Origin of the sequence: Paraburkholderia sp. BR10936 (assembly GCF_040965735.1) — a bacterium.
In the GTDB taxonomy this organism is placed as follows: domain Bacteria; phylum Pseudomonadota; class Gammaproteobacteria; order Burkholderiales; family Burkholderiaceae; genus Paraburkholderia; species Paraburkholderia nodosa_A.
This window is the reverse complement of sequence record NZ_JBFRCM010000009.1, coordinates 198,485-225,466: the sequence shown is the minus strand read 5'-3', so window position 1 is coordinate 225,466 and position 26,982 is coordinate 198,485. Positions and strand designations below refer to the sequence as shown.

General features: G+C 66.4%; 20 protein-coding genes. 8 read left to right on the top strand and 12 right to left on the bottom strand.

The window, feature by feature from the left end:
• Positions 1-22: 22 nt before the first annotated feature.
• Together argH and AB4Y36_RS20445 are read right to left on the bottom strand one after the other, a co-directional pair.
• Positions 23-1,429, bottom strand: a complete 1,407-nt coding sequence (gene argH / locus AB4Y36_RS20450) for an argininosuccinate lyase (RefSeq protein WP_069265428.1) — start codon at positions 1,427-1,429, stop codon at positions 23-25.
• A gap of 139 nt (positions 1,430-1,568) precedes the next feature.
• Positions 1,569-2,399: a helix-turn-helix transcriptional regulator gene (locus AB4Y36_RS20445; protein ID WP_368606879.1), complete on the bottom strand. Its 831-nt coding sequence runs from the start codon at positions 2,397-2,399 to the stop codon at positions 1,569-1,571.
• Positions 2,400-2,599: 200 nt separating this feature from the next.
• Between AB4Y36_RS20445 and AB4Y36_RS20440 the strand changes: the two genes are divergently transcribed.
• Complete coding sequence (locus AB4Y36_RS20440; RefSeq protein ID WP_368683939.1) at positions 2,600-3,364, top strand: methyltransferase domain-containing protein; 765 nt, start codon at positions 2,600-2,602, stop codon at positions 3,362-3,364.
• Between the two features lie 79 nt (positions 3,365-3,443).
• On the opposite strand, the gene ppc is transcribed toward AB4Y36_RS20440, so the two are convergent.
• Positions 3,444-6,305, bottom strand: a complete 2,862-nt coding sequence (ppc, locus tag AB4Y36_RS20435) for a phosphoenolpyruvate carboxylase (RefSeq protein WP_256094747.1) — start codon at positions 6,303-6,305, stop codon at positions 3,444-3,446.
• Between the two features lie 7 nt (positions 6,306-6,312).
• Between ppc and AB4Y36_RS20430 the strand changes: the two genes are divergently transcribed.
• From AB4Y36_RS20430 to AB4Y36_RS20415, 4 genes are all read left to right on the top strand, one after another.
• Positions 6,313-6,549: a hypothetical protein gene (locus AB4Y36_RS20430; RefSeq protein WP_368683938.1), complete on the top strand. Its 237-nt coding sequence runs from the start codon at positions 6,313-6,315 to the stop codon at positions 6,547-6,549.
• Positions 6,550-6,969: 420 nt separating this feature from the next.
• Positions 6,970-8,022 carry a hydroxymethylbilane synthase gene (hemC, locus tag AB4Y36_RS20425; protein WP_069265424.1) on the top strand — a complete coding sequence of 351 codons (1,053 nt, stop codon included), beginning with the start codon at positions 6,970-6,972 and terminating at the stop codon, positions 8,020-8,022.
• 182 nt (positions 8,023-8,204) lie between these two features.
• A complete protein-coding gene (gene hemDX, locus AB4Y36_RS20420; RefSeq protein ID WP_368683979.1) occupies positions 8,205-10,244 on the top strand; it encodes a fused uroporphyrinogen-III synthase HemD/membrane protein HemX in 2,040 nt (679 codons plus the stop codon).
• Between the two features lie 2 nt (positions 10,245-10,246).
• Positions 10,247-11,446 (top strand): heme biosynthesis protein HemY, encoded by a 1,200-nt coding sequence (locus tag AB4Y36_RS20415; protein WP_368616961.1) that lies wholly within the window; start codon positions 10,247-10,249, stop codon positions 11,444-11,446.
• A gap of 87 nt (positions 11,447-11,533) precedes the next feature.
• On the opposite strand, the gene AB4Y36_RS20410 is transcribed toward AB4Y36_RS20415, so the two are convergent.
• The 3 genes from AB4Y36_RS20410 to AB4Y36_RS20400 form a co-directional block, all read right to left on the bottom strand.
• Positions 11,534-12,853 (bottom strand): MFS transporter, encoded by a 1,320-nt coding sequence (locus tag AB4Y36_RS20410; protein ID WP_368683937.1) that lies wholly within the window; start codon positions 12,851-12,853, stop codon positions 11,534-11,536.
• A 161-nt stretch (positions 12,854-13,014) separates the two neighbouring features.
• Positions 13,015-13,773 carry an SDR family oxidoreductase gene (locus tag AB4Y36_RS20405; RefSeq protein ID WP_368683936.1) on the bottom strand — a complete coding sequence of 253 codons (759 nt, stop codon included), beginning with the start codon at positions 13,771-13,773 and terminating at the stop codon, positions 13,015-13,017.
• A 31-nt stretch (positions 13,774-13,804) separates the two neighbouring features.
• On the bottom strand, positions 13,805-15,244 hold the full coding sequence (locus AB4Y36_RS20400) for an aldehyde dehydrogenase family protein (protein ID WP_368616963.1): 1,440 nt from the start codon (positions 15,242-15,244) through the stop codon (positions 13,805-13,807).
• A 321-nt stretch (positions 15,245-15,565) separates the two neighbouring features.
• On the opposite strand from AB4Y36_RS20400, the gene ppa reads away from it, so the two are divergent.
• A complete protein-coding gene (gene ppa, locus AB4Y36_RS20395; RefSeq protein ID WP_028207725.1) occupies positions 15,566-16,093 on the top strand; it encodes an inorganic diphosphatase in 528 nt (175 codons plus the stop codon).
• 71 nt (positions 16,094-16,164) lie between these two features.
• Here the strand turns inward: ppa and AB4Y36_RS20390 are convergent, their stop codons facing one another.
• From AB4Y36_RS20390 to AB4Y36_RS20380, 3 genes are all read right to left on the bottom strand, one after another.
• Positions 16,165-19,017, bottom strand: a complete 2,853-nt coding sequence (locus tag AB4Y36_RS20390) for an EAL domain-containing protein (RefSeq protein ID WP_368683935.1) — start codon at positions 19,015-19,017, stop codon at positions 16,165-16,167.
• Between the two features lie 160 nt (positions 19,018-19,177).
• On the bottom strand, positions 19,178-19,507 hold the full coding sequence (locus AB4Y36_RS20385) for a GIY-YIG nuclease family protein (protein ID WP_368683934.1): 330 nt from the start codon (positions 19,505-19,507) through the stop codon (positions 19,178-19,180).
• Positions 19,508-19,578: 71 nt separating this feature from the next.
• Entirely contained in the window at positions 19,579-20,751 is a 1,173-nt protein-coding gene (locus AB4Y36_RS20380) for a GNAT family N-acetyltransferase (RefSeq protein WP_069265509.1), read from the bottom strand.
• 228 nt (positions 20,752-20,979) lie between these two features.
• On the opposite strand from AB4Y36_RS20380, the gene AB4Y36_RS20375 reads away from it, so the two are divergent.
• Together AB4Y36_RS20375 and AB4Y36_RS20370 are read left to right on the top strand one after the other, a co-directional pair.
• Complete coding sequence (locus AB4Y36_RS20375) at positions 20,980-23,091, top strand: NAD(+) synthase (RefSeq protein WP_368683933.1); 2,112 nt, start codon at positions 20,980-20,982, stop codon at positions 23,089-23,091.
• 75 nt (positions 23,092-23,166) lie between these two features.
• Positions 23,167-23,505 carry a P-II family nitrogen regulator gene (locus AB4Y36_RS20370; protein ID WP_027795598.1) on the top strand — a complete coding sequence of 113 codons (339 nt, stop codon included), beginning with the start codon at positions 23,167-23,169 and terminating at the stop codon, positions 23,503-23,505.
• A 176-nt stretch (positions 23,506-23,681) separates the two neighbouring features.
• Here AB4Y36_RS20370 and AB4Y36_RS20365 read toward each other — a convergent pair whose 3' ends face one another.
• From AB4Y36_RS20365 to AB4Y36_RS20355, 3 genes are all read right to left on the bottom strand, one after another.
• Positions 23,682-24,857: a porin gene (locus AB4Y36_RS20365; protein WP_368683932.1), complete on the bottom strand. Its 1,176-nt coding sequence runs from the start codon at positions 24,855-24,857 to the stop codon at positions 23,682-23,684.
• A gap of 579 nt (positions 24,858-25,436) precedes the next feature.
• Entirely contained in the window at positions 25,437-26,219 is a 783-nt protein-coding gene (locus tag AB4Y36_RS20360; RefSeq protein WP_342920947.1) for an ABC transporter ATP-binding protein, read from the bottom strand.
• Positions 26,220-26,249: 30 nt separating this feature from the next.
• Positions 26,250-26,972 carry an ABC transporter permease gene (locus tag AB4Y36_RS20355; RefSeq protein ID WP_028210520.1) on the bottom strand — a complete coding sequence of 241 codons (723 nt, stop codon included), beginning with the start codon at positions 26,970-26,972 and terminating at the stop codon, positions 26,250-26,252.
• Positions 26,973-26,982: the final 10 nt, after the last annotated feature.

Sequence of the window (26,982 nt, the reverse complement as noted above, 5' to 3'; positions counted from 1 at the left end):
TTTTCCGCCCGTTGCGCTGCGCTTACTTGAGCGCCGCGCGCGCCGCCGCGATGGCCGCACGCACCTGCTCGGGCGCGGTGCCGCCCGGGTGGTTGCGCGCCGAGACCGAGCCTTCGAGCGTCAGCACTGCGAACACGTCTTCGGCCAGCAGGTTCGACACGGCCGGCAGTTCGCGGCGCATCTCGTCGAGCGTGAGGTCGGCCAGATCGCAGTTGCGGTCCACGCAGATCCGCACCGCGTGCGCCACGGCTTCGTGCGCGTCGCGGAACGGCAGGCCCTTCTTGACGAGGTAGTCGGCCAGATCCGTGGCCGTGGAGAAGCCCTGCAGCGCCGCCGCGCGCATCGCCTGCTCCTTGACCGTGATGCCCGCGACCATCTCCGCGAAGATGCGCAGCGTGTCTGCCACGGTATCGACCGTGTCGAACAGCGGCTCCTTGTCTTCCTGGTTGTCCTTGTTGTAGGCGAGCGGCTGGCCTTTCATGAGCGTGAGGAGCGCCATGAGATGGCCGTTCACGCGGCCGGTCTTGCCGCGCGCGAGTTCCGGCACGTCCGGGTTCTTCTTTTGCGGCATGATCGACGAGCCCGTGCAGAAGCGGTCGGCCAGATCGATGAAGCCCACGCGCGGGCTCATCCACAGCACCAGCTCTTCCGAGAAGCGCGAGACGTGCGTCATCACCAGCGCGGCCGCCGCCGTGAATTCGATGGCGAAGTCGCGATCGGACACGGCGTCGAGCGAGTTTGCGCAGATGCCGTCGAAGCCCAGCGTCTTCGCCACGGCGAAGCGGTCTACGGAAAAGCTCGTGCCCGCGAGCGCCGCCGCGCCGAGCGGCAGACGGTTCACGCGCTTGCGGCAGTCCACCATGCGCTCGGCGTCCCGCGTGAACATTTCCACATAGGCGAGCAGGTGATGGCCGAAGGTGACCGGCTGCGCCACTTGCAGGTGCGTGAAGCCAGGCATGATCGTGCCCGAGTGCTGTTCAGCGAGGTCGAGCAGCGCGCCGCGCAGGTCGCCGAGCAAGCCGCCGATGCGGTCGATCTCGCCGCGCAGCCACAGGCGGATGTCGGTCGCGACCTGGTCGTTGCGCGAGCGGCCCGTGTGCAGGCGCTTGCCCGCATCGCCGATCAGGGCGGTCAGGCGCGCTTCGATGTTCAGGTGCACGTCTTCGAGGTCGAGCAGCCATTCGAATTCGCCGCGCTCGATCTCGCCCTTGATCTTCGCCATGCCGCCCTCGATGGCGGCGAGGTCGTCGGCGGAGATGATCTTCTGCGCGGCCAGCATCGATGCATGCGCGAGCGAGCCCTCGATATCGACGAGCGCGAGGCGCTTGTCGAAGAAGACCGACGACGTGTAGCGCTTGACCAGCTCCGACATGGGTTCGGAGAAGCGAGCCGACCAGGCTTCGCCTTTTTTGTGCAGTTGGGACGTCATGGTGATGGGGCGTGAACGAGCAAGCGGTGAGAAGGCGTGCCGCGCGGCGCATTGCGCTGCATTGCGTCAAGCACGGCGGGAAAGAACTCGATTTTAACATTGGCGCTCTGCCGCAACGCCGCCAGGCGGCCCGCGCCGCTCAGAGCCGCACCAGCACCACGAGCTTGAGATCTTCGCGATGCGCGGGCTTGAAGGTGATCTGGTCGCAGGCGATGCGGCCGTGGCGCGGATGGTTGAACTCGCGCCGGCCGCCCTCGCGCTCGAACACGTCCTGCGAGGCCCAGAAGCGCGCGAAGTCGTCGCTCGCGGCGATCAGCGAGTCGATCAGCGCGCGCGTGGGCGCGTCGTTGAGGTGGCGGATGGAGTCGGCGCGGAACTCGGCGGCCAGGCGCCGCGCGCGCGTTTCCCAGTCCACGATCAGCTCGCGCCCGAGCGGCTCGGTGAACGTGAAGCGCAGCAGGTTGCGGTCGTGCTCGCCGTCGAGCCAGCCCGTGAAGAGGTCCGCCGCATGCGCGTTCCAGGCGAGCGCGGTCCACTGGCGGTCGAGCACGTACGCGGGGGCGTCCACGAGCTTCACCGTTTGCAGCAGCGTGGCGGGCGCGTCCGCGGCGGTGGCCGGATCGGGCTCGGCGGGGTCGCGCTGCGCGGCCAGCTCGAACAGATAGGCGCGCTCGGCGCGCGAGAGCCGCAGTGCGACGGCGATGCGCGCGAGCGCGTCCGCCGAAGCCGAAACGGGGCGGCCCTGCTCGATCCACGTGTACCAGGTCGGGCTCACGCCGCACAGCTGTGCGACTTCCTCACGGCGCAGGCCAGGCGTGCGGCGGCGCGGGCCGGGCGGCAGGCCGACCTCCGCGGGCGAAAGACGCTCGCGATGGGCGCGGATGAATTCGCCCAGCGCGCGGGCGGGCGTTGCGTCGAGGGTTTTGCCGGCGGCGGCGGGTGAAGCCGGGGAGGGCGTATCGAGGCTCATTGGGCGTGGGGCTAGTGGCAGCGATACCAGAATAATCGCTTAACTTGTACTGGTACAAAACGGACTCTATTGTAGCGTCTGACGCGGCGACGGGCCGCCACGTCAGCCAGCCCGGAGATTGCAGACCCCTCGGCGCGCGGCGCTCGCCGCTTCGCGCCCCACATAAAGCACCGCATAAGAACCCGCAAAAGGAGCATGCGATGAAGCATCACGATCAGGTCGCCGACGCATTCGGCTCGACCGCCGCCGCCTACCTCACGAGCCAGGTCCACGCGAGCGGCGCGGATCTGGAGAACCTCGCCGCGACCTTCGCGGCCACCTGCGGCAATGCGACGGTGCTGGACATGGGCTGCGGCGCGGGCCACGCGAGCTTCGCCGTGGCGCCGCACGTGCGCGAAGTCGTGGCCTACGACATCGCTCCGCAAATGCTCGCCACGGTCGAAGCCGCCGCGAAGGAGCGCGGCTTGACGACCGTGCGCACGCAGCAGGGCGCGGCGGAAACGCTGCCGTTCGCCGACGCGAGCTTCAACTGGGCCGTGCGCCGCATGAGCGCGCACCACTGGCGCGACGTGCCGCGCGCGCTTGCCGAAGTGCACCGCGTACTCAAGCCGGGCGGCCGGCTCAAGTTCATCGACATCGCGGGCATCGACGATCCGCTTTACGACACGCATATTCAGGCGATCGAACTGTTGCGCGATGCGTCGCACATTCGCGACTACCGCGCCGACGAGTGGATCGCGATGCTCGACGCCGCCGGCTTCGACGCGAAGGTGAGCGAGCGCTGGCGCATCGCGCTCGACTTCGATTCGTGGGTCGCGCGCATGCGCACGCCGCCGGAGCGCGTGACGGCGATCCGCTCGATGTGGGAGCGCGCGCCCGATGAAGTGCGCCAATACTTCGATGTGCAGAGCGATATGTCGTTCAAGCTCGATGCACTGATGATCGAGGCGACGCGGCGCGATTGAAGTTCGCCTGAGGCAACAAAAAACGGCGTCGTGACCGCGAGGGCACGACGCCGTTTGCACCGGAGCACAGCGCGAACGCTCAACCCGTATTGCGCAGCCCCGCCGCAATCCCGTTGATCGTCAGATGAATACCGCGCCGCACGCGCGGGCTCGGGTCGCCGGCGCGATAGCGCTTGATCAGCTCCACCTGCAAGTGATTCAACGGATCGAGATACGGGAAGCGGTTCTTGATCGAACGCGCGAGCAGCGGGTTGTCGGCGAGTCGTCCGGGGGCGCCCGTGATCTCACCGAGCACCTTCGTCGTGCGCTCCCATTCGGCCACGATGCGCTCGAATACGAGCTTGCGCAGCTTCTTGTCCGCGACGAGTTGCGCGTAGCGCGAGGCCACCGCGAGGTCGGTCTTCGCGAGCGTCATGTCCATGTTCGAGAGCAGGTTCGAGAAGAACGGCCAGGTCTTGTACATCTTCTTGAACATCGCGAGACGGCGCGCGCGCTCGGCGTCGCTGCCCGCATCGTCGAGATACGAGGCCACCGCGCTGCCAAAGCCGTACCAGCCCGTGAGCAGCAGGCGGCACTGGCCCCACGAGAAGCCCCACGGAATCGCGCGCAGATCGTCGATCTTGCGGTTCTTCGGGTCCTGCAGCTTGCGCGAGGCCGGGCGGCTGCCGATGTTCAGCTCGGCGATTTCCGTGATCGGCGTGGAGGCGAAGAAGTAGTCGGTGAAGCCGGGCGTCTCGTAGACGAGCGAGCGATACGCGGCCATCGCGGCGTCGGAGAGCGATTGCATCGTCTGCTCGAACGCGGGCAGCTGGTCGGGCGCGTTGCTCGCCCCGCCCATCGGCAGCAGCGTCGCTTCGAGCGTCGCGGCGATCACCGTTTCGAGGTTGCGGCGGCCGATCTCCGGATTGCCGAACTTGCTCGCGATGACTTCGCCCTGCTCGGTCAGGCGGATCTGGCCTTCGACCGTGCCCGGCGGCTGCGAGAGGATCGCGTTGTAGGTCGGGCCGCCGCCGCGGCCCACCGTGCCGCCGCGGCCGTGGAACAGACGCAGCGTGATGCCGCGCTGCTTGTATAGCGCGACGAGCGCCAGTTCCGCACGGTACAGCTCCCAGTTCGAGGTGAGGAAGCCGCCGTCCTTGTTGCTGTCCGAGTAGCCGAGCATGATTTCCTGCTCGTTGCCCTGGTGCTCGACGATGGCGTCGATGCCGGGCAGCGCGAGCAGGTCGCGCATGATGCCCGGCGCGTGGCGCAAGTCGGGAATCGTCTCGAAGAGAGGGATCACCATCAGCGCGGCCTTCGCGGGGTCTTCCGCGTGGCCGAGGCGTCCGCTCATGAGGCCGGTTTCCTTCTGCAGCAGCATCACTTCGAGCAGGTCGGAAACCGTTTCGGTGTGCGAGATGATGTAGTTGCGCACGGCGCGCGCGCCGAACTTCTCGCGCGTCACGCGCGCCATCTCCAGCACGCCCAGCTCGCTTTTCACGAGCTCGGAATAGTCGAGGTACGGCGAGCGCAGCGTGCGCGGATCGGCGAGCTGCGCGAGCAGCACGATCTGCTTGTCTTCTTCGGAAAGCGCCGCGTAGTCGGCTTCGACACCGGCGCGCGCGAGCAGCTCCGTAATCACGGCTTCGTGGATGTCCGAACTCTGGCGCAGATCGATCGAGGCGAGATGGAAGCCGAACACGTCGACGGCGCGCATGAGCGGCGCAAGCCGCGTGGTGGCGAGCGACGCGCCGTGATGCTCGGCGAGCGAATCCATCAGGATATGCAGGTCGCGCGAGAACTCGTCGGCATCGGCATAGGGCTTGGCACGCACGGGCGCGGCGTTGCGGCCCGCGCTGCGCACGGCCACCACGCCTTCGCCCAGACGCACGCGCGCGCTCGCGGCGAGGCGCGTATATACGCCGATCAGCGCGCGGCGATACGGCTCGTCCACGCGGTGCGGCGACTGGTCGGGCGAGGCTTCGGCGAGCGCCTTCAGTTCTTCGCTTGCGCCCGCGAGCAGGTTCGACACCGAAAGCTCGGCGCCGAGGCGGTGCACTTCGTCGAGGTAATGCTGCAGGATCACCTGCGCCTGGCGCTCGCTCGCTTCTTCGAGCGTGGCGGCCGTGACGTTCGGGTTGCCGTCGCGGTCGCCGCCGATCCAGCTGCCCATCTGGAAGAACGCGGGCAGGCGCGCCGAAAGGCCGTGCTCCTTTAGCTGCGTTTCGATCTCGCTGTAAAGCGCCGGGATCTCGGTGAGGAAGGTCGTGTGGTAATACGAAAGCGCGTTTTCGATTTCGTCGCCCACGGTCAGGCGCGACTCGCGCAGCATGCGCGTTTGCCAGAGCGAGGTCACGCGCGCGCGCAGGAGCGACTCGTTGTGCTCGAGCTCGCGATGCGTGAGCGGCTGGTCGCGCTCGGCGAGCAGGCGCGCGATGTCGTGCTGCGAGTCGAGCGTGCTCTTGCGCTGCACTTCCGTGGGGTGCGCGGTGAGCACGGGGACGATCAGCGCGTCGTTGAAGAACTGCTGGAGCACCGGCGTCGCGGCCGCGCCCGCCAGTGCGAGACGTTCGAGCGAATGCGCGATGGTGCCCGCCTGCGGCGCCGAGCCCGCGAGGTCATGAATGCGGCGGCGGCGGTTGCGGTGGCGATCTTCAGCGATGTTCGCGAGATGCGAGAAGTAGCTGAACGCGCGCACGACGCTCACGGTCTGCTCGGGCGAGAGCGCGCGCAACTGCTTTTCCAGCGCGAGCGCGTCGGCGCTGTCGTCCTCGCGGCGAAAGCGCACGGCGGTCTGACGAATGGATTCCACGACGTCGAATACCGCGTCGCCTTCCTGCTCGCGCAGCACTTCGCCGAGCAGGCGGCCCAGGTAGCGGATGTCTTCGAAGAGCGGCTGGTCCTTGTCGTCGCGCGCGCGACCATTGCGCGAAGCGCCGGCGGGCGTTTTCGGAGCCTTCACCGCCTTCGTGGCCTTCGTCGCTTTTTCGGCCTTCGGCTTCTTCGCCGCCTTGACAGCCTCGGCGGCCGGTCTCGTCGTCGCGGATTTCGTGGTCTTCGTCGTTTTCGCCGGTTTCGTGGACGGCGCGGCCGATGCGGCCTTCGAAGTTGCGTTCTGCGATGCGGTGTTGCGGCGCTCTGCGCGCGCCGAGCCGGAAGACTTCACGATGTTTTCCTTGAGGCTTGCCAGGATATGGGCAGGTTAGTCGGAGAACTGCCAACTGCATGACCGCGGCGCGTGCCGGGCCGTGTACTGCGGGTGCAACCTGGAGAGGGCGGAAGGTGCCACCCTGTGCGAGCCGTGCGGATAGGGCAGAGGCGGCGCGGCTCGCCAATGGCGGTGCGCCGGGTGCAGGCCTTGCTGGAGAGTGCGCCGCTCGCGAGGGCGAGCGCAAGCCGAAGCGGCGCCGCGGCCGCGCGGGCCGCGTTTGTGCCAGCCGCATGCCAGACGCGCGCCAGTTTGCCTACGATGGGTACAGTAAGCGCCGCTGCAACGCCTGAGTCTCTTCCTTGCCGCCGCCCGCGCCCTGTCAGCCTGTCCCAGCGGGGAGGCGGTAAAAAGGGCGCGTGCTAACATTGCCTGTTATCCGATCCTGCTTTTCATCCCGTCATTCGATGTACTTGCCATGAACTCCGAGACGTTATCCGCGCCCATGCCCCGCACCCTGGTGATCGCTTCGCGGGAGAGCCGCCTCGCGATGTGGCAGGCCGAGCATGTGCAAGCTGCGCTGCACAAATTATATCCAGCCTGCGACGTGAAAATTGTTGGAATGACGACACGCGGCGATCAAATTCTCGACCGCACGCTCTCGAAGGTGGGCGGCAAGGGTCTTTTCGTCAAGGAACTGGAGCAGGCGCTGGCCGAGGGCCGCGCCGATCTCGCCGTGCACTCGCTCAAGGACGTGCCGATGGAGCTTCCGGAAGGCTTCACGCTCGCGGCCATCATGGAGCGCGAGGACCCGCGCGACGCGTTCGTCTCCAACGACTACGACTCGCTCGCCGCGTTGCCGGCGGGCAGCGTGGTGGGCACGTCGAGCCTGCGCCGCGAGTCGATGATCCGCGCGCGCTATCCGCATCTCGACGTGAAGCCGTTGCGCGGCAATCTCGACACGCGCCTCGCCAAGCTCGACCGCGGCGATTACGCGGCCATCATTCTCGCGGCGGCGGGCTTGAAGCGCCTTGGCCTCGGCGCGCGTATCCGCGCGCTCATCGAGCCCGAGGACAGCCTGCCGGCGGCGGGGCAGGGCGCGCTCGGCATCGAGATCCGCGCCGATCGCGCCGATATTGCCGCATGGCTCGCGCCGTTGCACGACGACGCCACCGCGAAGGCCGTCGAAGCCGAGCGCATGGTTTCGCGCGCACTGGGCGGCAGCTGCACGGTGCCGCTCGCGGCCTACGCGCAGTGGCACGATGGCAAGCTTGCGCTGCGCGGCACGATCGCCATGCCCGACGCGAGCCGGGTGCTCGCGGCGCAGGAGGCCACCGCGGCATCCACGCTCGACGATGCCATGGCGCTCGGCCGCCGCGTTGCCGACGACCTCATCGCGCAGGGCGCGCTCGAGATCGTGCGCGCACTCGCGGACGCGGCCCAGGCCGCCGATGGTCCGAATGCGGCGCCCGCCAGCGGCGGCGCCGCCCACAACCCTACCGGCGCGGGCGAAGGCCCGGCCTCCAGATGATGGCCGGCCCGAGGCAACCATACGGCAACCCCGACCAGCCCGACGACTGGGGCGGGCCGGGCGACGCCTCTACCGGCGCGAAGCGCGCGTCACCGGCAAGCGGCGATAACAGCCATGGTGGCAATGGCAATGGCAATGGCAATGGCAATGGCAATGGCGACGGTAAGCCATTCACCGTCGTCATGACCCGGCCGGCCGGTCAGTCGGATGGTCTGGCGGGGCGACTCGCGCAGCACGGCATGCGCACGCTCGACTTTCCGCTCATCGCCATTGCGCCCGTGACCGACGAAGCGCCGCTGCGCGCCGCGCTCGGCTCGCTCGAACGCTATGCGCTCGTCGTGTTCGTTTCGCCGAACGCCGTCGATCGCGCGTTCGCATGCTATGCCTCGGTCTCGTCGATCTGGCCGCCCGCGCTGCCCGTGGCCGTGGTCGGCCCGGCGAGCGTGGCCGCACTCGAGCGGCACGGCGTGGCGGCCCCCGAGCATCGCGTGGTGAGCCCTGCGGGCGCGGGGGAAGAAGAGCCCGCGCGCTTCGATTCCGAGTCGCTTTACGCCGCGCTCGAAAAGACCTTCGGCGTGGATGCCTTCGCGGGCAAGCGCGTCCTGATCGTGCGCGGCGACGGCGGCCGCGAGTGGCTCGCCGAGCGTCTGCGCGAAGCGGGCGCCGAGGTCGAGACCGTGGCGGCCTACCGCCGCGTCGTGCCCGAGCCGCCCATTGCCGCCTGGACGCAGGTGCACGCGCTGCTCGAAGGCGCGCCGCACGCGTGGCTCGTCACGAGCTCCGAGGGCGTGCGCAACCTCGACGAACTCGCGCGCGAGCACCTCACGGCCGGCGAGATCGTCGAGCTGCGTCATGCGCCGCTTGTCGCGCCGCACCCGCGGATCGCCGAGACGGCGCGCTCAATGGGTTTTGATAGGATTACGGTGTCCGGCGCGGGCGACGAACGCATCGTCGAGACGCTGCTAAGCCTCGCTTCTTCCGTTGTTCAACCGGTTCAGAACACTCCGGCCCAAGCGCCGGCCAACCCACGCATGACAGATTCGAACAACTCAAGCAGCACAACAAACCAGGGCGCCCTCGCCACGGGCGCGGCCGCTTCCAGCAGCGCGTCGGCTTCGGGCAGCGCATCGGCGCGGCCTTCGTATGCGTCGTCGGGCGCGGGCTCTTCCGCGCCGCTGGCGCCACCGCCGGGCGCGGGCAACGGGCGGCGCGGCGCAGGCTCGGCGCTGCTGTGGCTCGTCCTGGTGCTGGTCGCGGCGGGCTCGGGCGCAGGCGGCTATTTCCTCAATCGCAAGGTCGACAACCTCGGCATGCAGGCCATTCAACGCCAGCAGGCGAGCGAGCAGCAGACCGCCGCGCTGCGTGCGCGCGCCGACCAGGCTGTGGCGGGCGCACAGCAGGTCGACAAGCAGATCGCCCAGCTCGAAGGCAAGATCGCCGACGCGCAGAATTCGCAGCAGGCGCTCGCGGAGCAATACGCCGACCTGTCGAAGAGCCGCGACGACTGGACGCTCGCCGAAGTCGGCCAGATGCTGTCGAGCGCGAGCGAGCAGCTCCAGCTCACGGGCAACACGCAGCTCGCACTGTTCGCGCTGCAAAGCGCCGACACGCGCCTCGCCGCCTCGGACAACGCGCAGGCCATCGCCGTGCGCAAGGCGATCGCGCAGGACATCGACAAGCTCAAGGCCGCACCGTCGACGGACCTCACGGGCCTCGCCATCAAGCTCGACACCGCGCTCGGCCAGATCGACTCGCTGCCGCTTTCGGGCGAGGCGATCGTCGCGCATACGAAGCCGGAGGCTGCACAGCCCGCCGATATCGCCCAGGTTGCCGCGGCGACCAACCAGCCGAAATGGAAGGTGTGGATCGACACCTTCGTCGACGGCGTGGGCAAGCAGATCGCGAGCCTCGTGCAGGTGCGCCGCATCGACAACGCGGACGCCATGCTCGTGTCGCCCGATCAAGGCTATTTCGTGCGTGAGAACCTGAAGCTGCGTCTGCTTTCGGCGCGCCTGTCGCTGCTCTCGCGCAACCAGGACACGCTCAAGTCCGACCTCGCGGCCGCCGACGCCACGCTCGCACGCTACTTCGACAGTGCGTCGAAAGACACGCAAACGGTGCGCGGGCTGCTCAAGGAAGTGAACGACGGCTCGGCCGCCGTCACGCTGCCCACGCTCGACACGAGCCTGAAGGCGATCCAGCAATACCGGAGCCGGGGGTAAGCATGGCGATCCGTGGACTCCTCTGGCTCGCGCTTCTGTTCGCGATTGCCGTCGCGCTCGCGACTGTCGGGCGCTTCGACACCGGGCAGGTGCTGCTCGTCTATCCGCCGTATCGTGTGGACGTCTCGCTCAACCTGTTCGTGGTCGGCATCGTGGTGGCGTTCCTGCTGCTATACGCGATCCTGCGTTTCGCGCGCAACATCGTGACGATGCCGCGCCGCGTGGCCGCCTATCGCGCGCGCATGCGCGCCGAGAAGGCGAACTCGGCGCTGCGCGATGCCGTGGGCAATCTCTACGCGGGCCGCTTCTCGCGCGCCGAGAAAGCCGCACGCGATTCGCTCGCCGACGCGAAGAATACGAGCGCCGCGGGCCTGATCGGCGCGACGGCTGCGCACCGTCTGCATGAATACGCGCGCCGCGACGAATGGCTCACCCAGGTCGACGACCCCGACCTCCAGGAAGCGCGCCTCATGGCGACCGCCGACATGCGCGCCGACGGCCGCGACGCCGATGGTGCGCTTGCCGCGCTCACCGAAATGCGCACGCAGGGCGGCCGCCGCATCCACGCGCAACAGATCGCACTGCGCGCGCAGCAGCAGCTCAAGAACTGGAGCGAAGTGCTCAAGCTCGTGAAGACGCTGGAAAAGCGCGAAGCGTTGCACCCGGCCGTGGCCGTGCGCCTGCGCCAGCTCGCGGCGGAAAATCTGCTGCGCGACCGTCGCCACAACGCCGACGCGCTGCTCGAACTGTGGCAGTCGCTCTCGAACGTCGAGCGTCACTCGCCGCGTCTCGCCGACTGCGCCGCCGAACTGCTGATCGCGCTCGATCGCCAGGCCGACGCGCGCAAGATCGTGGAGGAAGCGCTCGCGCAGAACTGGGACGCGCGCTTGCTGCGCCGCTATCCGGACACGGCGGGCAGCGACGCGCTGCCGCTCATCCAGAAGGCCGAGGTTTGGCGCAAGGAGCGCCCTGAGGACGGCGACCTGCTGTTCGCGCTGGGCCGCCTGTGCCTGAAGCAGCAACTGTGGGGCAAGGCGCAGTCGTTCCTCGAAGCCGCGCTCAAGTCCGCCGACGCCACGCAGAACGAGCCGCTCAAGATCCGCTCGCATCGCGCGCTCGCGCGTCTGCACGAGCAGCTCGGCGACGGCGAGAAGGCTGCTTCGCACTATCGGGAAAGTGCGCTGTCGATGAACGTGGTGTAAAGCAGCTCGCGACGAATCCGAAGCCGCAACAAAAACGGCCGCCTGCAAAACAGGCGGCCGTTTGTTTTTGCTGAAGCTGTAATGCGCTTAGCGGTTCACGAGCTTCGCCGGCGCCGCAAGCGCGAGCAAACCGCCCAGAATCATGAACGCCGCGAGCATGTACATGCCCGAATCGTTGGCCTTGGTGGCCTCTTTGAGCCAGCCCACCGCGTACGGGCTCAGGAAGCCCGCGAGATTGCCGATCGAGTTGATGAGTGCGATGCCGGCCGCGGCGCCCGTGCCCGCGAGCCAGGCCGTGGGTAGGCTCCAGAACAGCGGCAGCGTGGTGAGAATGCCCATCGTCGCGATGGTGAGCGCCGTCATGGCGAGCGTCGTGTCGTGCGCCCAGGTGACCGAAAGGACGAGGCCGAGCGCACCGATGGCGGCCGGCACGGCGATGTGCCAGCGGCGCTCGCGCGTGCGGTCGGCGCTCTTCGCCACCAGCACCATGCCGACCACGGCCGCGGCGAACGGAATCGCCGAAAGCAGGCCGATCGTGAGCGCGTCTTTCACGCCCGTCGCCTTGATGATGGTGGGCAGCCAGAAGCTCACGCCGTAGAGGCCCATCACGAACGAGAAGTAGGTGAGGCTCATCACCAGCACGCGCGCGCTCGTGAGCACGGTCATGATCGGCGGGTCCTCCTTGGTGGCATCTTCAGCGGCGATGTTGCGCTCGAGCAGCGCGCGCTCTTCTTCCGTGAGCCACTTCGCTTTTCCGATGCGGTCGTCGAGCACGAAGAACACCAGCACGCCGACGATCACCGAAGGCAGCCCTTCGAGCAGGAACAGCCACTGCCAGCCTTGCCAGCCGTTCGCGCCGTCGAAGGACTTGAGAATCCAGCCCGACACCGGACCGCCGATCACGCCCGACAGTGCGATGGCCGTCATGAACCACGTGGTCATGCGCCCGCGGCGGTGCGCCGGATACCAGTAGGTGAGATAGAGGATGATGCCGGGGAAGAAGCCCGCCTCGCACAGGCCGAGCAAAAAGCGCATCACGTAGAACATGGTGGGCGTGGTGACGAACATCGTCAGGATGGAGACGAGGCCCCACGTGACCATGATGCGCGCGATCCACACGCGCGCACCCACGCGATGCAGGATGATATTGCTTGGCACTTCGAACAGAAAGTAGCCGATGAAGAAAATGCCTGCGCCGAAGCCATAAACCGCATCGGAGAGATTGAGCGCCGAACTCATCTGCAGCTTGGCGAAGCCCACGTTGACGCGGTCCAGATACGCGACCACGTAACACAGCATGAGAAGCGGAATGAGACGCCACGCGACTTTGCGGTACGTGGCTTCTTCGAAGGCGGAGGGCGGGGCACCCGCTCCCGCTTGCGGCAGATGATTCGCTGGACTGGCCATGGTGTCTCCTAAGCGATCTTGCTCGTTGGCGTGTTTGTTGTATTGCCGCCTTGATATGGCGGGTATTCGACGCGAAAGCACGATCATTCTATACGCGCCGCCGTGGCGCGACGGCGCGTATCTGTCGGGGAAAACACCGATCGGCCAGCTGGCGGGCGCAACTATACGCAGCGCCCGCCATCCACTTCGATGCAGGTGCCGGTAATGAACGCGGCCTCATCCGAAGCGAGATAGAGACACGCATTGGCCACGTCCTGCGGCGTGGAAAAGCGCCCGAGCGGAATGGTCGCGACGAAGCGCTGGCGGTTCTCGGGCGTGTCGGGCACGCCCATGAACTCCGCCGTGAGCCCCGTATCGCCGATCACGGGATTCACGCAGTTCACGCGAATCTGGTCGGGGCCCAGCTCGGCCGCCAGCGCCTTGCTGGCCACGATCATCGCGCCCTTGCTGCCGTTGTACCAGACGAGCCCGGGCCGGGGCCGGATGCCGGCCGTCGACGCGATATTGACGAACGCGCCGCTGCCGCGCTCCCGAAAGTGCGGCACGAACGCGCGCACGCTCCAGTAGAGGCCCTTCACGTTGACCGCGTATACGCGGTCGAACTCAGCTTCGCCCACTTCGAGCACGGGCTTGTTGCGATGCGTAGTGCCCGCGTTGTTGACGACGATCTGCACGCTGCCGAAGTCCTCGATGGCCGCCTCGCGCAGCGCGTGCCAGTCGGCTTCGCGCGTGATGTCGCCTTGCACGGCGATGGCCTTGCCGCCTGCGAGCGCGATCTCGCTCGCCACGCGCTCGGCGGCGTCACCGTTCAGATCGTTGATGACGACGTTCGCGCCTTCGCGCGCGTAAGTCCTGGCGATCCCTTCGCCGAAGCCCGAGCCGCCGCCGGTCACGACGGCCGTCTTGCCTTTGAGTCGCATGGTGTCTCCGTATGTATGAGTATCGACATGTTCAGCCGTGCCGGATCGCAATCGTCTTGAGCACCGTGAAGCCATAGAGCGCTTCGAAGCCTTTTTCGCGCCCGTGTCCCGAGTGCCGCGTGCCGCCGAACGGCAATTCGACGCCGCCGCCCGCGCCGTAGTTGTTGACGAACACCTGGCCCGCGCGCACGCGCCGGGCGAGACGCATCTGGCGCGCGCCGTCGCGTGTCCAGATGCCGGCGACGAGGCCATAAGGCGTGCCGTTGGCGAGCGCGAGCGCTTCTTCCTCGCTCTCGAAGGGCATGGCCGCGAGCACCGGGCCGAACACTTCCTCCTGGGCGAGGCGACTTTGCGGCGGCACGTCGCGCAGGAGCGTCGGGACTTCGTAGAAGCCGCCGCTGGGCGCATCGGCTTCGAGCGTGCCGCTTGCCGCCGTGGCGATGCGGCTCGCGGTCGCTTCGTCGAGAAAGGCGCGCACACGCTGGCGCTGCTTCTCGTTGATGAGGGGGCCGCAGTCGAGATCGGCACTGGCCGGACCCACGCGCAACTTGCCGAACGAGGCGGCGAGCCGGTCGATGAGCGGCTCGTAGGCGTTGCGCTCGATCAGCACGCGGCTGCCCGCCGAACAGGTCTGCCCCGCGTTCTGCACGATCGCGGCGACGAGCACGGGCAGCGCGGCGTCGAAATCGGCATCGGCGAAGACGATTTGCGGCGACTTGCCGCCCAGTTCGAGCGTGACGGGCACGTGGTGCTCGGCGGCCATCTGCGCGACGAGCTTGCCCGTTTGCGGCGAGCCCGTAAACGAGATGTGGTCGATACCGGGATGCGCGCTGAGCGCCGCGCCCGCCTCATGCCCGAGCCCGGTGACGATGTTGAGCGCGCCCGCGGGCAGACCGGCTTCGCGCGCGAGTTCGGCTACGCGCAGCAGCGACACGCAGGCGTCCTCGGCGGGCTTCACCACGCACGCGTTGCCGGTGGCGAGCGCCGCGCCCACGCTGCGGCCGAAGATCTGCATCGGGTAATTCCAGGGCACGATGTGGCCCGTCACGCCGTGCGGCTCGCGCACCGTGAGCACCGTGTAGCCGGCCTGGTAGGGCAGCGTTTCGCCGTGCAGCTTGTCGGCGGCGCCGGCGTAGAACTCGAAATAGCGCGCGAGCGCGGCGGCGTCGGCGCGCGCCTGCTTGAGCGGCTTGCCGGTGTCGCGCGCTTCGAGCTGCGCGAGTTCTTCCTTGTGCTGGCCGACGAGACCCGAGAGCGCGAACAGCATGCGCCCGCGTTCGGCGGCGCTCAGTGCGCCCCAGGCGCCCTCGAAGGCTTTGCGTGCGGCCGTGACGGCCGAGTCGATGTCGGCTGCATTGCCGCGCGCGAGTTGCGCGAAGGGCTGGCCGGTGGAGGGATCGATCGCGGCGAGCGTCTCGCCGCTGGCGGGCGATTGCCACTCGCCGCCGATGAAGTGCTTCGCTTCTTCCATGTATGCGCCTCGTAAGTAGGGAGTGAAGCGGGGATGAAACGCGGAAGGGAAACGCAAAAACGGGAAACGTCGCCGAAGCGTGGCTCGGATCGCCCCAAGGAGGGCCGCGCCGGCAGATCGATTATCGCGCCAATCGCGGGCGCCACGCGCGGGAATTCAGCAGCCACTTCATCTGCGTGCGGGAAAGCCCTGGGCCGAACTGCCGGCCGCCCTGGCCGATTGGCTATAATGGCGTCCATCCTCCAACGTCCGCGACGTTCGGTTCCGCGCCGTTTTTCCGCGCGAGCCGTCGATTTTTCCCCTTCTCAACAGAGAGCGCTCATGAGCTTTGCAAATGTCCCCGCCGGCAAGGATCTGCCGCAAGACTTCAACGTGATCATCGAGATTCCCGCGCAAAGCGATCCGGTGAAATACGAAGCCGACAAGGACCTGGGCCTGCTCGTCGTCGACCGTTTCGTCGGCACGGGCATGCGCTATCCCGTGAACTACGGCTTCATTCCGCAGACGCTCTCCGGCGACGGCGACCCGGTCGACGTGCTCGTGATCACGCCGTTCCCGCTGCTGGCCGGCTCGGTCGTGCGCTCGCGCGCGCTCGGCATGCTGCAGATGACCGACGAGTCGGGCGTCGACGCGAAGCTGATCGCGGTCCCGCACGACAAGGTCTGCCCGATGACGGCCAACCTCAAGTCGCTCGACGACGTGCCCGAGTACCTGAAGGACCAGATCAAGCACTTCTTCGAGAACTACAAGGCGCTCGAAAAGGGCAAGTGGGTCAAGGTCGAAGGCTGGGTCGGCATCGAAGCCGCCCACAAGGAAATCACCGAAGGCGTGGCGAACTTCAAGAAGTAAATCGCGCTTCAGGGTTGCTCGAAAACCGCACGTGCCTGTCAGGGCCGTGCGGTTTTTTCATGGGCGCCCGATCAACCCACTTCGGCGACGTCGCGCAGCTCCGGCCCGCGCAGGATGTCGAGCCGCGCGGGCCTGCCCACGCCGTAGCCCTGCGCGTAGTCCACGCCCATCGCGATCATCCAGTCCACGATGGCGGCGTCCTCCACGCACTCGGCGATCGTCAGCTTGCCCGCGGCATGTGCGACCTGGTTGATCGATCGCACGATGGCCTGGTCCAGCGGGCTGTCGACGATGCCGCGTATGAAGCTGCCGTCGATCTTCAGATAGTCGACGTGCAGATGCTTGAGGTAGTTGAACGACGACATGCCCGCGCCGAAGTCGTCGAGCGCGAAGCGGCAGCCCTGCGCGCGCAGGCGTTCGATGAGAGTGATCGCCTCGTCCAGGTTCGTGATCGCGGCGGTTTCGGTGATCTCGAAACATACGCGCTCGAACGGGATGGACCAGATGCGCTGCTGCTCCTCGATATAGTCGGCGAGTTGCTCGTCGCCGAGCGAGGCGCCCGAGAGGTTGATCGACCAGGTGCCGTAATCGTGTGTGCCTTCGGCGATCATTGCGAACGCGCTCGCAATCACCCAGCGGTCGATGGCCGGCATGAGGTCGAAGCGCTCGGCTGCGCCGATGAACGCGGAAGGCTCGACGAGCGCGCCTGAGGCGGACTGCATGCGCAACAGCAGTTCGACGTGCGTGTCGTCGGCCCCCGATGCCGATGTTGACGACTGCGCGAGCGAGAGGATCTTCTGGCCGAAGAGGCAGAACTGGCCGTTCTCGAGCGCCGCCTTGATGTCGGAGACCCACGCCATCTGCGCGTGGGTTTGCGAGAGTTCCTCGTCGTCATAGCGAAAACGGTGCACGCGGTTGCGGCCTTTCTTCTTCGCCATGTAGCACGCGACGTCCGCGGCTTTCATCACCTCCTTCACGGAAACGAGACCTGCCGCATCGCCGACGAGGCCGATGCTCACGCTCGTCTGCACGATGCGCCCGGCGCCCGTGAAGCGGATCGCGGCGATGCCCGCGCGCAGGCCTTCCGCGAGCAGCGACGCGTGCGCCGCCGTGCAGTGGGGCAGCACGACGCCGAATTCGTCGCCGCCGAGGCGCGCAATGATGTCCTCGCCGCGCAACTCGCTCTTGAGCACGCGGCAGACCTGGCGGATCAATTCGTCGCCGGTCGAGTGGCCGCAGGTGTCGTTGACGACCTTGAACTGATCGAGGTCGAGAAACATGACCGCGTGGCCGGGCTGTCCGGGCGGTGCGCCCGCGCTGTCTTCCAGCAACGCGGCGAGGCGCCGCTCGAACTCGCGGCGGTTGTAGATGTCGGTGAGCTCGTCGTGGGTCGCCTGGTAGGCGAGGCGGGCGGCATGCTCGCGCAGCGCGCTCACGTCGTAGAGCACGATGACGGTGCCGATCACGCGGCGTTGCGCGTCGCGCAGCTTCGACATCGAGTAGTCGACCGCGAGACGCGAGCCGTTCGGGCGCATCACATGCAGACTCGCGCCGCCTGCGTTGCCCGTCGCTTGCGAATTCATCAGGATGGCGAAGCGCTGCGGTTCCTGTGCGTCGTTGCGCACGTCGCAGATCGCATCGAACGGTTGCGCGAGCATCTCGGCGGCCGCGCGGCCGAGCATGCGTTCGGCCACCGCGTTGCAGTAGGTCACACGTGCGCGCTCGTCGGTGCGGATCACGGCTTCGCCGATCGAGGCCAGTGTGACCTCCGCCAGTTCGCGTTCCGTATAGGCCTTCGCTTCGGCAGTCTTCAGCTCGGAAATGTCGAACAGGCAACCGACCATGCGCACGGCGCGCCCGCGTGCATCGCGCACCGCCTGACCGCGCGCGCGGCACCAGCAGTAGCTGCCCGCGAGCGTGCGCAGGCGAAACTCCACGTCGAAAGTCGTTGCGCGCGCAAGGTGTTGGCGCAGCGCGTGGCGCACGAGAGTGAGGTCGTCCGGGTGGACGAGCTGGGTGAGGCCCGTGTCGCTTTCGAAGCGCGTGCCCACGTCGTAGCCGAGCTGCTCGTAGAGCCAGTTCGAGAAGTAGCATTGGCGGCTGCCGACCTCCCAGTCCCAGAGTCCGGCGTTGATGCCTTCGAAGCCTAGCGTGAGGCGCTCCTCGTTCTTGCGCACTTCGGCTTCGAGGCGGTCGCTGCGCGCGAGCGCGCGGCGGATGAACTGCGAGAACACGCCGAGCAGCACGATCGCGGAGGCGGCGAGCGCGAGCGTGAGGAGCGAGCGCGTGGCGCGCGCCGCGTCGTCGAGCGAGCGGGAGAAGCCGCTTTCGATGGGCGCGAGCTGGCTGTCGATCTCGCGCAGCTCGTGCACGAGGTTCGCGGACTCGGGCGCGTGCAGTTTGCCCGCCTGCACGAGCGCGTGCAGGCGTTCGCCGGTATCGGCAAGACGCAGAATGTAGCGGTCGCCGATCTCCCAGAACGCGACGGCCGGGCGCATCCACGGCGTGTTCTTGAGCGTGCGGTAGCCCCAGGTCATGCCGTCCATGTCGGCGGGCGCGATGCGGCCCAGCTCGAAACCGTGCCGGATCGCCGCGATGTCCGGCTGCGCGCGGTTCATCTCCAGCCGTGCCGCGCGGTCACCGAGCGGCACGGCAATGCCGGCGAGGAACGCGCGGTGGTCCGCCTCGTCGCCGGTGCGCGCGTAGCGTTCCAGCGCGTGGACCGCGTCCTTCTGGCCCTTCGACCAGCTGCTTTCCCCCGCCACATAGGCGAGCAGGATCGACATGATCGCGAGGCTGACCGCCGCGATCAACGCCATGACGGCAGCGAGCAGCCATAGCGGCAGCAGGACCGCGGTCGTGCGCCGCCATCCGTGCCAACCGGGGCCAAGCCGGGTCGTCTCCGATTTAATAGGTCTCTTCATGCTTCACCGGTCCCCGTCGGCTTGCGAGGTGAAATGAGAGCGCGCGCCGGGGGCCAGGACCGGCGTCTTGTGAGCAATAACGGCGGGGGCGGCGGCGGCTTTAGGATTTAGACGGCGCGTTCGATGAAAAGAGCAAACGCTCTTGCCGCGAGGCGTTTGCTCATTCTGGCGCTGCGGTTTCCGGGGCTGCTTCCGCGGCCGTTTCCGGCGGCGGTGGTGGCGGGGGCAGGACCGATTCGAGCGTGCGCACGCCGGCCGCGAGCGCGCGCTTTTCGCGTGGTGTGAGGCGCTTGACCCAGTACTCGGCGCTCGAGGCACGTGCACGGTCGGCGAACTCGAATTGCGCGAGCACCTGTACCGGCTTGCGCGAGCGCGTGTAGCGCGCGCCGGTGCCGCTCGCGTGCTGGGCGAAGCGGGCGGCGACGTCGATGGCGATGCCCGTGTAGACGCTGCCGTCGGCGCATTCGAGCATGTAGAGGAACCACGGCATAGTTCTGGAAGCGATGATCGTGATCGGCGTGGGCGTTTCAGGCCACGTCGTGCGCGAGTTTTACGGATGAATCACGCACGAAACGGATTGCGCTCATTGAGCTCGTGCATGTAGGCGTGAATGTGGTTCGTCTCGCTTTCGAGAAAGCGCGCGACGGCATCGGAGAACGCCGGATGGGCGAGCCAGTGTGCCGAGCGCGTGGCGGTGGGCAGGAAACCGCGCGCCATCTTGTGTTCGCCTTGCGCGCCGCCTTCGAACACGTCGAGCTTTTCCTCGATGCAGAATTCGAGCGGCTGATAATACGCGGTCTCGAAGTGCAGGCAGGGCACGTGTTCGAGCGCGCCCCAGTAGCGGCCATAGAGCGTGCCGCCCTGGCCATTCTCACCGCGCTGCCAGACCACGAGCGAACTCGCGATCGGCTTGCCTTCGCGCTCGGCGATCACGAGCAGCAGATTCTCGGGCATCGTCTCGCCGATCATGCGAAAGAAGTCGAGATTCAGGTACGGCGAAGAGAAATGCTCGCGGTAGGTTTGCCGGTAGCAGCGACTGAAAAAGCGCCACTCGGTGTCGCTAATGTCCTCGCCGCGCACACGCCGCATCGTCACGCCCGCGTCGTGCACCTTGCGACGTTCCGCGCGGATGTTCTTGCGCTTCTTCTGTTCGAGAGTCGAGAGGAAGTCCTCGAAGTCGCGATAGCCGTCGTTGAGCCAGTGAAATTGCACGCCTTCGCGCTGCATCATGCCGAGGTCGGTCAGTGCCTCGGCGTCTTCGGTGGTCGGAAAGAGCACGTGCAGCGACGAGACGTCGGCCTGCTCGGCAAAGGCGAGCAGCGTCGCGGCCAGATGGCGGCGCGCGGTCGTGTCGGCGGCGATCAGGCGCGTGCCCTGTACGGGCGTGAACGGCACGGCGCACAGGAGCTTCGGGTAGTACTCGAGGCCGTTGCGCTTGTACGCGTCGGCCCAGGCCCAGTCGAACACGTACTCCCCGTACGAGTGGCCCTTCAGGTACACGGGCGCGGCGGCGGCGAGGCGGCCCGTGCGCGCGTCGGTGAGCGTGACGAATTGCGCGGCCCAGCCCTCGTTCGGCGTGGTGCAGCGCGTGGCGTCGAGCGCCGCGAGGAATTCGTGGCGCAAAAAGGGCGTAGGCTGCGCCTGACGCGCGAGCAGCGCGTTCCATTCGGCGGCGTCGACCTCGGACGGTGAGCCGAGGATGCCCGTGCGATAATCGAAATGTTCCTGTTTCATGCGTGCCCGTTGGCGTGGGATGCGGCTTGGGTCGTTCAGCAGCGCCTGCAGCGGCAAACGGTCATGGTAAAGCAAACGTCCCGAGCGGGTGAGGACCGCCGCGCTTCGTGCAGCGGCGTCAGCCAGGCAGCATCGAGCGGTTTCAAAGCGGCTTCAAGCGGCACCAGGCAGCCCAAACGTCAGAGCGCGCGCTTTCGTGCGCAGCGCGCCCGCCTCAAGGTTATCGAAATGAAAGAGCGCTTCTTCAATCTCTATACGCACGGTTTTGCGCGCGTCGCCGTGGGCGTGCCGCGCTGCCGTGTGGCCGATCCCGCATTCAACGCCAGCGAGACGCTCGCGCTCGCGCGCGAGGCCGCGGCGCGGGGCGCGGCGCTCGTCGCGTTCCCCGAGCTTGGGCTTTCGGCCTATACCTGCGACGACCTGTTCCATCAGCAAGCGTTGCTCGACGCCTGCGAGCGCGCGCTCGCGCAGATCGTCGAAGCGTCGGCCGCGCTGCCGCTCGTGATGATCGTGGGGCTGCCGGTGCGCGCGGGGCATTCGCTCTTCAACTGCGCAGCGGTCGTGGCGGGCGGGCGTGTGGCGGGCGTCGTGCCCAAGAGCTTCCTGCCGAACTACGGCGAATTCTACGAGCCGCGCCAGTTCAGCGCCGCCGATAGCGCGAGCACCGACACCGTGCGCCTCGCCGGCGCGGATGTGCCGTTCGGCGCGTCGCTGCTGTTCGAGGTGCCGCAGGTTGCGGGTCTGCGCTTTCACGTGGAAATCTGCGAGGACGTCTGGGTGCCGATCCCGCCGTCGTCGTTCGCGGCGCTCGCGGGCGCTTCGGTGCTCGTCAATCTTTCGGCGTCGAACGTCGTGGTGGGCAAGGCGGGCTATCGGCAGCAACTGGTCTCGCAACAGTCGGCGCGTTGTCTTGCCGCGTATCTGTACACCTCGGCGGGCAAGGGCGAATCGACCACCGACATGGCTTGGGACGGCCACGCGCTCGTGTGCGAAAACGGCGAGCTGCTCGCGCAGTCGGAGCGCTTCTCCGACGACTCGCATCTCATCTTCGCCGATGTCGATCTCGCGCGACTGCAGCAGGAGCGCATCCGCCAGACCACGTTCGGCGATTCGATCCGCCGCCACGCCGATGAAGTCGCGAAGTTTCGCGTGATTTCGTGCGAGCTGGCGGGCGAGGGCGCATGGCAGCGCGGCACGCTCGCGCTCTCGCGCCGCGTGGAGCGCTTCCCCTATGTGCCGGCCGACCCGAAGCGGCGCGACGAGCGTTGCAACGAGGTCTACAACATCCAGGTGCAGGCGCTCGTGCAGCGGCTTTCGCAGGCGGGCATCAAGAAGGTGGTGATTGGCGTCTCGGGCGGGCTCGACTCCACGCATGCGCTGCTCGTGTGCGCGAAGGCGATGGATCGCCTCGGGCTGCCGCGCGCGAACATTCTCGCGTACACCATGCCTGGTTTCGCCACGAGCGAGCGCACGCTGCGCCAGGCGCGCGAGCTGATGGCGCTCGTGGGCTGTACGGCGCGCGAAATCGACATTCGCCAGAGCTGCATGCAGATGCTCGAAGACCTCGGCCATCCGTACTCGGAAGGCAAGCAAGCCTACGACATCACGTTCGAAAACGTGCAGGCCGGCGAGCGCACGAATCACCTGTTCCGCCTCGCCAACTTCAATCACGCGATCGTGATCGGCACGGGCGATCTCTCCGAGCTTGCGCTCGGCTGGTGCACATACGGCGTGGGCGATCACATGTCGCACTACAACGTGAATGCGAGCGTGCCGAAGACGCTCATCACGCACCTCGTGCGCTGGGTGGCCGAAACGGGCCAGATTGGCCAGAACGGGGAGAGCGGCCGCGACGTGCTCGAAGCGATTCTCGCCACCGACATCAGCCCGGAGCTGATCCCCGGCAAGTCCGATGGCGCGCCCGAGCAGAAAACCGAGAACACGATCGGCCCCTACGAGCTGCAGGACTTCAACCTCTACTACACGCTGCGCTTTGGCTTCGCGCCTTCCAAGGTCGCGTTCCTCGCGCGCCACGCGTGGGGTGACCGCGAAGCGGGTGCATGGCCCGAGAACGCGAAGGTCGCGCGCAATCAGTACGATCTCGCGTCGATCAAGCGCAATCTGCGCATATTCCTCGACCGCTTCTTCCGCCAGAGCCAGTTCAAGCGCACCTGCATTCCGAATGCGCCGAAGGTCGGCTCGGGCGGCTCGCTCTCGCCGCGCGGCGACTGGCGTGCCCCCAGCGATTCGGAGTCGGTGGTCTGGCTCGCCGATCTGGAGCGCGTGCCCGATGAAGCGAGCGGGACGAGCGCGGCGCCTGCGGGCAAGCCCTCGGCGTGAGCCCCGGCCGCACAGCGTAGAATCCCGATATGTTCCGAAATTTCCGACAAATCCGATAACGAGACGAGGTTCGCCATGAAACGCATTACTGCCGTGATCAAACCGTTCAAGCTCGACGAAGTACGCGAGGCGCTCGCCGAAGTGGGCCTCACGGGCCTGACCGTCACCGAGGTCAAGGGCTTCGGCCGCCAGAAGGGCCACACGGAGCTTTACCGCGGCGCCGAATACGTGGTCGATTTCCTGCCAAAGGTGAAGATCGAGGTGGTGGTCGCGAACGACCAGGCCGACCAGGTGATCGACGCGATCATCGGCGCGGCGCGCACCGGCAAGATCGGCGACGGCAAGATTTTCGTGACCGACGTGGAGCGCGTGATCCGCATCCGCACGGGCGAGGAAAACGAAGCGGCGGTTTGAGACCGTGCGCCTTCGAAGCACCTGATGCACCAATAGAAAAGGGGACGGCGCCGCTCGCGCGGCCCGTCCCCAGAATAAAAAACGGTGCGATACCCTTTCGGACATCGCACCGATACGCGCCTCTCGCAGCAGCGTGAAAACGTCGATGTAGCTGTTCTTTCTACACTCGTTTCGAATTAGAACGAGTGCTGGATACCTGCGTACACGCCAACCTGGCTGTGGCCCGGAACCGGGTTGCCCGTGGTTGCAGCCGTACCGAAGTTGTTGGCGTTCAGACCGAAGTTGGCCGTCTTGCTGTTCTGCACCGTGCCTGCCTGGATGTCGAGCAGCGTGCGCTTGGACAGGTTGTACGAGCCGCCGATCGTGTACAGCGTGGCGTTGCCGCCGCCGTTGTTCGCGTTGACGTGGTAGACCGCTGCGATCAGCGCTGCAGCCGGCGTCATTTGCCACGTCACACCGCCCCACTCGTGGTCGAGCGTGGTCGGCTGGCCGATGATGCCCGGATTCATGCCCGACGAACGGATGGCTTCGTAGCCGCCCTGAACCTTGAACGCGCCGAGGAACAGGTTGAACATGGCCATGTAATCGCGCGAGTAAGCGAACACGCCGTTGCCGTTACCCTGCGAGGTGGAGAGCGGCGTCTTCGTGCTGCCGTCCAGCGCGTTGTACAGGCCGCCCAGCTGACCATTGTTCGGATTGCGGATTTCGTCATACAGGCCGCGGATCTGGAACAACGAGCTCGTGTAGGTCAGTTGCAGGCCAGCTTCACGACCCGACGGCGTCGTGTTGTTGCCGTTCCAGTTCGTCGCGTTCGAGAACGCGTACTGGCCGTACACGTCAAAGCCGAACCAGTTCGGCGACTGGTACGAAATGTTGTTGCTCGATTGAGGCCAGTTGCGGCCACGGACCATCGAGGCCGACGACCAGTTCGACTGACCGAACGGGTCGAAGTCCCAAATGCCGTTGGAGATGAACAGCATGCGGCCAGCGAGCAGCGTACCGAACTGGTCGTTCGCGACGCCGATAGTCGCCCAGCGATTCCAGAGCGAGCCGGCCGAGCCGAGCGTGCCGTTCGCGGTGCTGAAGCTGCCTTCCAGGTGGAACAGAACCTTGTTGCCGCCACCGATGTCTTCAACGCCCTTCATGCCCCAGAGGCTGGTGCCCCAGTAGCCGCTCTCGAGCTGAACCTGGCTGGAGCCGTGGGTGGCTTGACCATTTGCGCCGCTGCCGGCACCAATGCCGTTCATATACGCCACACCCATGTCCAGGCGGCCGTAGAGCGTGACGCTGCTTTGTGCATGCGCGATCACGCCAGCCGACATCAATGCTGCGGCGAGCAAAGCTTTCTTCATCTTCTCCTCCATACCCTGTCAAAGAGTCAACCTTAGTACTGCGAAAGACGTCCGTGCGCTTGGCGGCGCTGCGAACAGAAATCGTCGCGTAAGGGAGAATTACCCCGAGGACCGGCGTACGGGCTGGTGCCGCTGCATGACCCGGGCTGGGTCGTCTTGCAGGTCCCCTGGTTGACTGGCATCTCCCGTTCTTTTTGAAGTGAAACTACTTTTAATGAACTTTGTTTTGCTACTTTGGTTACTAATTTAGCAAAAAAGGTCCGCGCTGGCGAACTAATTCGTGCTCGCACCCCGGGATGTCGTCAAATTGCAATATGGTCTTCCTGGATGGTGGTCAGAGAGGTACTACAACCAGGTCGAAACCCTTGTGGGACAAGGGACTCACGTCAATTGAATGGCTGAGTTCAGGATTGCCACTATTGACGGAAGATTTCGCAAGGAGTAATGCGAAAAACGCCGTTTTTAAGGCTAAACGGACGGCTTCTGGAGGATGAAAGTCCCAAAAAGAACAGGCGCTGTAAGCGCCTTGTAAAACTACTTTTGCTACATCGCCGAAAGGCGGCGACCCTGCGAGTCGTCTTATTTGAGGCTGCCTGAAAGGAACTGGCGCAGGCGCTCGCTCTTCGGATTGGCGAAGACCTCGGCCGGCTGGCCTTCCTCTTCCACGAGACCCTTGTGCAGGAACATGACGTGGTTCGAAACGTTGCGCGCGAAACCCATTTCGTGTGTGACCACGATCATCGTGCGGCCTTCCTCGGCGAGCTTCTGCATGACCTTGAGCACTTCGCCAACGAGTTCGGGATCGAGGGCCGAAGTGGGCTCGTCGAACAGCATCACGTCGGGGTGCATCGCGAGCGCGCGGGCAATCGCCACACGCTGCTGCTGGCCGCCCGAGAGGTGCGAGGGGTATTGCTTCTCCACGCGCGGCGCGAGACCGACCTTCTCCAGATAGGTGCGCGCGCGCTCTTCGGCTTCCTTGCGCGGCAGGCCCAGCACGTGCACGGGCGCTTCGATCACGTTCTCGAGCACCGACATGTGCGACCAGAGGTTGAAGTGCTGGAACACCATGGCGAGCTTGGTGCGCACGCGCTGGAGTTGCTTTGCGTCGGCGGGGTGCAGTGCGCCCGTGCGCTTGTCCGCGCGAGTGGCGACTTCCTCGCCATCCACCACGATGCGCCCTTCGTTGGGCTGCTCGAGGAAGTTGATGCAACGCAGCATCGTGCTTTTGCCCGAACCGGACGAGCCGATCACGCTGATCACGTCGCCGGCATTGGCCTTCAGGGACACGCCCTTGAGGACTTCGTTGTCGCCGTACTTCTTGTGGATGGAGTCGACGAACAGCTTCTGCTTCTGGGAATTCATCAATTGACCTTTAAACACGCCCTGGCGGGCTCACTTGCCTTGCGGTCGCAGGTACGCGAGCCAGCGGCGCTCTGCGCGGCGGAACAGCCACACGAGCGTGAAAGAAATGATCAGGTACAACAGCGCAGCGATGCCGAATGCGCCGAACGACTGATACGTCGCCGAGTTCACGTCGCGCGCGATCTTCAGGATGTCCGGCACGGTCGCCGTGAAGGCCACGGTCGTTGCGTGCAGCATCAGAATGACTTCGTTGCTGTAGTAGGGCAGGGCGCGGCGCAACGCCGAAGGCAGGATCACGCGGCGGTACAGCGTGAATTGCGACATGCCGTACGCGCGCGCAGCCTCGATCTCGCCGTAGGGCGTCGCCTTGATCGCGCCCGCGAAGATTTCGGTGGTATACGCGCAGGTGTTGAGCGTGAACGCCAGCAACGTGCAGTTCATGCCGCTCCTGAAGAACGCGCTCGTGAGTTCGTGGTTGCGCACGATCTCGAGGCTGTAGAGGCCCGTGTAGCACAGCAGCAGCTGCACGTAGAGCGGCGTGCCGCGGAAGATGTACGTGTAGAGCCACACGAGCCCGGCGAGCCACTTCTTCTTCGACACGCGCGCCACGGCGAGCGGCACCGAGAGGCAGAAGCCGAGTCCGATCGAGATGACGAGCAGCCACAGCGTGATGGCCACGCCGCTGAAATGGTAGCCGTCGGAGAAGAGATAGTTGCGCCAGTACTGCTGGATCAGTTGGACGAAGTCTTGCATGGTCTTGGCC